We start from the raw sequence: 6149 nt of genomic DNA, 5'->3' as shown, positions 1-6149 counted from the left end.
ATGAAACCAGTGAGGGCCGCGACTATTTCGGCAACCCGACGCGGCGACTGACCCTGATGGCACCGCACAAGATCCTGAATGTGCGTGCGGACTCGGTCGTCACTTTGAGCCGGCGGCCCAGCATGGCGGCCTTGCAGGGCTCCAAGCCTTGGGAGGCGGTGCGTGAGGTGGTGCAGCGTGCGCAGTCCCCCGACACCCTGGAAGCAACGCGTTATCTCTACGCCTCGCCCCATGTTGAGCTGAGCGCCGCACTGGAGCTGTATGCGCGCCCCAGCTTTCGCCCGGGCAGGCCGGTATTGGAAGCCGCGCTGGACCTGACCCAGCGCATCTTTGCCGACTTCAAGTTCGACCCGGAGGCCACCGAGATTTCCACCCCGCTGGAGCAGGTCTTGAGCGGCCGGCGCGGTGTCTGCCAGGACTTTGCCCAGCTGATGATTGGCTGCCTGCGCAGCTTAGGCCTGCCGGCGCGCTATTTGAGCGGCTATATCCTCACCCACCCCAAGCCCGGCCACCCGCGCCTGATCGGCGCCGACGCCTCACATGCCTGGGTGTCGGTGTTCTGCCCCGTGCATGGTTGGATCGATTTCGACCCCACCAACCGTTGCCTGGTGCAGGGCGAGCACATCACCTTGGGCTGGGGCCGCGACTTCAGCGACGTGACGCCGATGCGCGGCATCGTGCTGGGCGGCGGCGCGCAGCAATTGCAGGTGAAGGTGACGGTGACGCCGTTGGGGTGAGGGTGAGGGTGAGGGTGAGGTGGAGGGGCTTGCGGCTGGCTTCAGAAGGCTGGGCCACGGGCGTTTGGCGCCGCTGACCTTCTGCACGAGGCCCGTAAACCCATACTCGCCATTGCTGACCGCAGGCGAGCCTGTGAAAGGGGTTTGGGGGACTTGCCCCTGATGCGCTGCCCCTGATGCGCCAGCCAGCGCCGGCGGCCTGTCAGGCCGTGCCGGCGCGGGGCAGGTCCAGGAAGAAGCGCACCATCTCCGCCGAGGCATCGGGGCCGGCGCCGTCGGTGTAGGAGCCGCTCGCGTGGCCGCCCGACCAGGCGTGGCCCGCACCGTGCAGGGTCCAGTTTTCAATCCGGGCCTGGCCCTCGGCGTCGGTGTGAACCTCGCGGCTGAAGCGGCGGCCACCCGCCGTGACACCGAACCGGGTGCCGACACGCAACTCAGCCTCGCCCGGCTGAGCAGCATGCGCGTCGCGCGCCTGTTGGACCATCAAGCTGCTATTCGACTGCTGCACCGTGTGGTCTCTGTCACCGTGGAACACGATGACGGGCACGGCCTGCGTGGCGGTGCGGCCCGGCGCGGGCGTCCAGACGCCCAAATTCCGCAGCCCCGGGATGCCGCTGCGACCGCCCTTCATCGCCAACAAAGCCGAGCCAATGTCGTGCGCGCTGCCGTAGGGCAGCCCCGAATGGGCACCCACGCCGGCAAATATTTCCGGGTAGGTTTCGCCCAACACCACGGCCATCGCCGCGCCGGCCGAAAGACCGGCCACAAAGATGCGCTGCGGGTCGGCAGCATGTTTGTCCGCCACCTCGCGGGCGATGCCGGCGATCAGCGACGGCTCGCCGTCGCCCCGCAGCTGGTCCCGGGGCTGGAACCAGTTCCAGCACTTGGAGGCGTTCGCCTGCACGGCCTGCTCGGGGTAGAGGACAAGAAAGCCATGCGCCTCCGCCAGCCGGTTCATCCGGGTACCGGCCGCAAAGTCGTCGACCGACTGCTTGCAGCCGTGCAGCATCACGACCAAGGCGCGCGGGCCTTTTGACTTGCGTGCGGGCACATAGACCTTGTAGGCGCGGGTGCCGGCCGAGTTTGTGAATTGCTGGGTCTCGAAGCTGCCGGGTAGCGGCGTTGCCCGCTTGACCGAGCGTTTCTGCAGGCGTGTTGAGGCCGCAGCCGTTTCGGCCTGCACTTTAGTTTTTAGTGCAGCTTTAGCTGCAGCCTTGGCCGGCCGAGTCGCAGCCAGCGCCTGGCGGATGGTTTCGGTGGCGCGGCGCATGTGGCCGAAGCTGCGGCGCATCGTGGCTTTGAGCACGGCAGCCTGTAGCGATGCCGCTCGTGCGATGAAGGGGTTTTTCATGCGAGGTTCCTGGTGTGGGCGGCGCGGCGGCTCAAGGAATGCGGCCGGACAAAAGCGCGTCGATGGCCGCATGAGCCGCCTCGGTCGCATTCGTGCGGGCCTCGTTCTCGGTCGCCCAGCCCGGGTCCAGCGGCGTCCAGCGGTGGTGGGTGGGCGCTGGCGCTGCGCGCGCTTGGTCGGTCGAGGGCGCCAGCACGCGGAAGTGTCCGGTCCAGACATTGCCTTCTTGCTGGGCGCGGACGACGAACGATTGGCCGCCGTAACTATCGAACTTACCGGCTTGCTGCTCAATCATCGTGCGCACTTTCTCGTCTATTGGTGGAGCTTGGATCAGCGCAATCGGTCGCTGATGGGACTCAGCAATGGTCGCCCATCAAGCCCGGCAGCGCAGCCGGCCGAGGGCGCGGCCGTTTGAAGGACTTGTCCGACAAGGCAACGGCTTCTCGGCTGCTGCAGCAGACGTGCTCGCGCAGGTAGCCTTGGCAGGTCAAGTTGGCAGGGGTCAAGATGGGCGAGAAAAGACAAGAAGAACCGCGTTGCGCAGCTGCGGCCCGCTGGCTTTCGTGGCCTACGTTGCGGTCTGCGTTGCGGTCTCTGATGCGGCCAAGCTGCAGCGCCAGGCAAGCCCTGTATGGCACCCTTGTTGGCGGCCCCGCTCCGTGAGGCCGGCGCAACTCTGGCGGCTCTGCAAGCAGGCCGGCACCGCTTGGATTGATGATTACGCGCCGAGCATGGGCGCCGCCTTGGCCTATTACACGATGTTCTCGATCGCGCCGCTGTTGCTGATTGCGATCTCGGTGGCCGGCCTGGTGTTTGGGCGCGAAGCGGCCAGCGGCGAGGTGCTGATGCAACTGCGTGGTTTGATGGGCGAGAGCGGCGCGCTGGCCGTGCAGGCCATGTTGGAGAGTGCTGCGCGGCCGGCCGAGAGCTGGACCGCCGCGCTGATCGGGGGTGCCTTGCTGCTGCTGGGTGCGACCACGGTGTTCGGTGAGCTGCAGGATGCGCTGGACCGCATCTGGCGCGCGCCGCAACGCAACAAGCCGCAAGGTCTGTGGGGATTGCTGCGCTCGCGCCTGCTGTCATTCGGAATGATTCTGGGCATCGGCTTTTTGCTGACGACCTCGCTGCTGCTGAGCGCGGCGATCGCGGCCTTCAGCGCCTGGAGCGGGGCGGCGCTGGCCGGCTGGGCGGTCTTGGCCGGATGCGTCAATTTCGTCATCAGCTATGCCTTGGTCGCGGCGATGTTTGCGTTGATCTACAAAATCATGCCGCGCGTGCGCATCGCCTGGCGCGATGTGTGGATAGGCGCTTGGGTGACGGCGCTGCTGTTCAATATCGGCAAGCTTTTGATTGGCCTCTACATCGGCAAGAGCGGCGTCGCGTCGGCCTTTGGCGCCGCCGGCTCGCTGGCCGTGCTCTTGCTTTGGGTTTACTACTCGGCGCAGATTTTCCTGTTCGGCGCCGAATTCACCTGGGCCTACGCCCACAGCTTTGGCTCCTTCCGCCAGCCATCCGCGCAGCCCGACAAGGTACAGACCCCGCCCAGCAAGGCCGGCAGTGTGGCCCGCGCAGGCCCCGGCCCCACTGGTTGATTGATTTATTCACTGATTGCCCACCATGCCCAAGACACCCAAATCCACTGCCACTTCTGCCGCTGCCCTGCCCTCCTCGGCGGCGCCCGCCACCTTCCCCGAGCCTAAAAGAAAGCGCGCCTCGGCGGCGCTGCCGCCTGACCCGATGGCCCAGCAACTGGCGCAAACCGAGGCCCTCGTTGCCGCCATGCCCTTCAACCCGAACAAGGCCGCCGAACATGGCTTTGATCAGGGCCTGATGCCGCCGGCCGGTGCGACGGCCGAGCCGGCATCTCGCTTGGCCGGAGCCAGCACTTTGAGTGAAGCCAACAGCAGCGCCAAGGTGGGCACACGAGCGCCCGAGGGCGGCAACGCAGCGGCCGGGGGCCTCGACCGTGTGCGGGTGGATTCCTCAGGCCAGGTCTTGACCACCAATCAAGGCGTGGCCGTGGCCGACAACCAGAACTCGCTCAAATCCGGCACGCGCGGCTCGGTGCTGCTGGAGGACTTCATCCTGCGCGAGAAGATCACTCACTTCGACCATGAGCGCATCCCCGAGCGCATCGTCCACGCACGCGGCTCGGGCGCGCATGGTTTTTTTGAATGCTTCGAGCCACTGACCCAGCTGACCGAGGCGGCGCCGTTCAAGCAGGCCGGCAAGATCACGCCGGTGTTTGTGCGGTTCTCGACCGTGGCCGGCGAGCGCGGCTCCAAAGACACCGCCCGCGACGTGCGCGGTTTTGCCGTCAAGTTCTATACCGACGCGGGCAACTGGGATCTGGTCGGCAACAATATGCCGGTGTTCTTCATCCAGGATGCGATGAAGTTCCCCGACCTGGTCCATGCGGTCAAGCCCGAACCGCACAACCAGATGCCGCAGGCGGCCAGCGCCCACGACACCTTTTGGGATTTCGTCTCGCTGATGCCCGAGTCCACCCATATGCTGATGTGGGTGATGAGCGACCGGGCGCTGCCGCGCAGCTACGCCACCATGCAGGGCTTCGGCGTGCACAGCTACCGGCTGGTCAACGCCGCCGGCGAATCGGTGTTCGTGAAGTTCCACTGGACGCCCAAATACGGCACCCATTCGCTGGTCTGGGACGAAGCGGTCAAGATCTCCGGCGCCGACCCCGATTACCACCGGCGTGACCTGTGGGAGCGCATCGAAAGCGGCGCCTACCCCGAGTGGGAGCTGGGCGTGCAGACCTTCACCGAGGCGCAGGCCGAGCAGTTCAGCTTTGACATCCTCGACGCGACCAAGCTGGTGCCCGAGGAGCTGGTGCCGGTGCGCCCGATTGGCCGCATGGTGCTGAACCGCAACCCGGACAACTTTTTTGCCGAGACCGAGCAGGTGGCCTTCGGGGTGCAGAACCTCGTTCCCGGGATCGACTTCTCCAACGACCCCTTGCTCGCCGGGCGCATCCACTCGTACTTCGACACGCAGATCTCCCGGCTGGGCGGGGCGAACTTCCACGAAATCCCGATCAATTCGCCGATCGCGCAGGCGCACAACAACCAGCGTGACGGCATGCATCGCCAGGCGATCCACCGCGGGCGCGTTGCCTACGAGCCGAACTCGCTCGGTGGGGGTTGCCCGTTCCAGGCCGGCGCGCGCGGCTTCATGAGCTTTCCCGAGCCGATCGCCGACGACAAGGTGCGCGGCAAGCCGGAGAAATTCGCCGACCACTATTCCCAGGCCACGCTCTTCTGGAACAGCCAGGCCCCGTGGGAGAAGGCGCACATCGTTCGCGGCTTTCGCTTCGAGCTCACCAAGGTCGGGGTGCCCGCGATTCGCGAACGCACGGTGTCGATGCTGCGCAACGTCTCCGACGAGCTGGCCGGCGCCGTCGCCGAGGGCATCGGCATCCGCCTGCCCAAGCCGATGCCGCGCGTGATCGAGCCGCCGAAAGTCGAGGTGGCGAAATCGCCCGCGCTGTCGCTCCTGTTCCGGCCCGGGGAGGGCGGCATTCGCGGCCGCAAGGTGGCGCTCTTCATTGCCACGGGTGTCAAGGGCGCCTCGGTGAAGAAGTCGCTCGCGGCCCTGGCGGATGGCGGCGCCGTCGCGCGCCTGCTCGCCGTGCGCCTGGGTCCGGTGGAAACGCTCGAAGGCGAGATCCTCGAGCCCGACGCGACCTTCGAAACGGCGCCCTCGGTGCTCTTCGATGCGGTAATCGTGCCCGATGGCGAGGGGGCGGCCAACGAGCTGGGCACGCTCGGGCATGCGCTGGAATTCCTCAAGGACCAGTACCGCCACTGCAAGCCGATCCTGATGCTGGGCGCGGGCGTTGGCCTGGTCGAGGAAGCGGGCGTGCCGACCGACGACGAGTCGGATTGGGCGATCGTTCGCGAGATGCCCGCGTTCATCGATGCCGCTTCCCTGCACCGCAACTGGGAGCGTGCGTTCGACCCGCCGCCGATCTGAAGCTCAGCCCCGCCGCGCCACGGCGGTGACGAACTCGCGGGCCGCTTGCGTGAGCTTGTCGCCGGCCT

5 protein-coding genes are annotated in these 6149 nt (G+C 66.7%); 3 read left to right on the top strand and 2 right to left on the bottom strand.

Annotated features, from left to right (window positions below):
• The coding region (locus RMO57_RS09560) for a transglutaminase family protein (protein WP_310386052.1) at positions 1–737 on the top strand (737 nt) is incomplete at its 5' end.
• A gap of 202 nt (positions 738–939) precedes the next feature.
• On the opposite strand, the gene RMO57_RS09555 is transcribed toward RMO57_RS09560, so the two are convergent.
• Both RMO57_RS09555 and RMO57_RS09550 read right to left on the bottom strand, forming a co-directional pair.
• Positions 940–2088 carry a PHB depolymerase family esterase gene (locus tag RMO57_RS09555; protein WP_310386050.1) on the bottom strand — a complete coding sequence of 383 codons (1149 nt, stop codon included), beginning with the start codon at positions 2086–2088 and terminating at the stop codon, positions 940–942.
• A 31-nt stretch (positions 2089–2119) separates the two neighbouring features.
• Positions 2120–2383 carry a hypothetical protein gene (locus RMO57_RS09550; RefSeq protein WP_310386048.1) on the bottom strand — a complete coding sequence of 88 codons (264 nt, stop codon included), beginning with the start codon at positions 2381–2383 and terminating at the stop codon, positions 2120–2122.
• 364 nt (positions 2384–2747) lie between these two features.
• On the opposite strand from RMO57_RS09550, the gene RMO57_RS09545 reads away from it, so the two are divergent.
• Complete coding sequence (locus tag RMO57_RS09545) at positions 2748–3680, top strand: YihY/virulence factor BrkB family protein (RefSeq protein WP_310386046.1); 933 nt, start codon at positions 2748–2750, stop codon at positions 3678–3680.
• Positions 3681–3705: 25 nt separating this feature from the next.
• Entirely contained in the window at positions 3706–6081 is a 2376-nt protein-coding gene (locus RMO57_RS09540; protein ID WP_310386044.1) for a catalase, read from the top strand.
• Positions 6082–6149: the final 68 nt, after the last annotated feature.

Origin of the sequence: Roseateles sp., from assembly GCF_031397715.1 — a bacterium.
GTDB lineage: Bacteria > Pseudomonadota > Gammaproteobacteria > Burkholderiales > Burkholderiaceae_C > Paucibacter_A.
The sequence above is the reverse complement of the archived record's forward strand: the minus strand, read 5'-3'. Positions and strand labels throughout refer to the sequence as shown.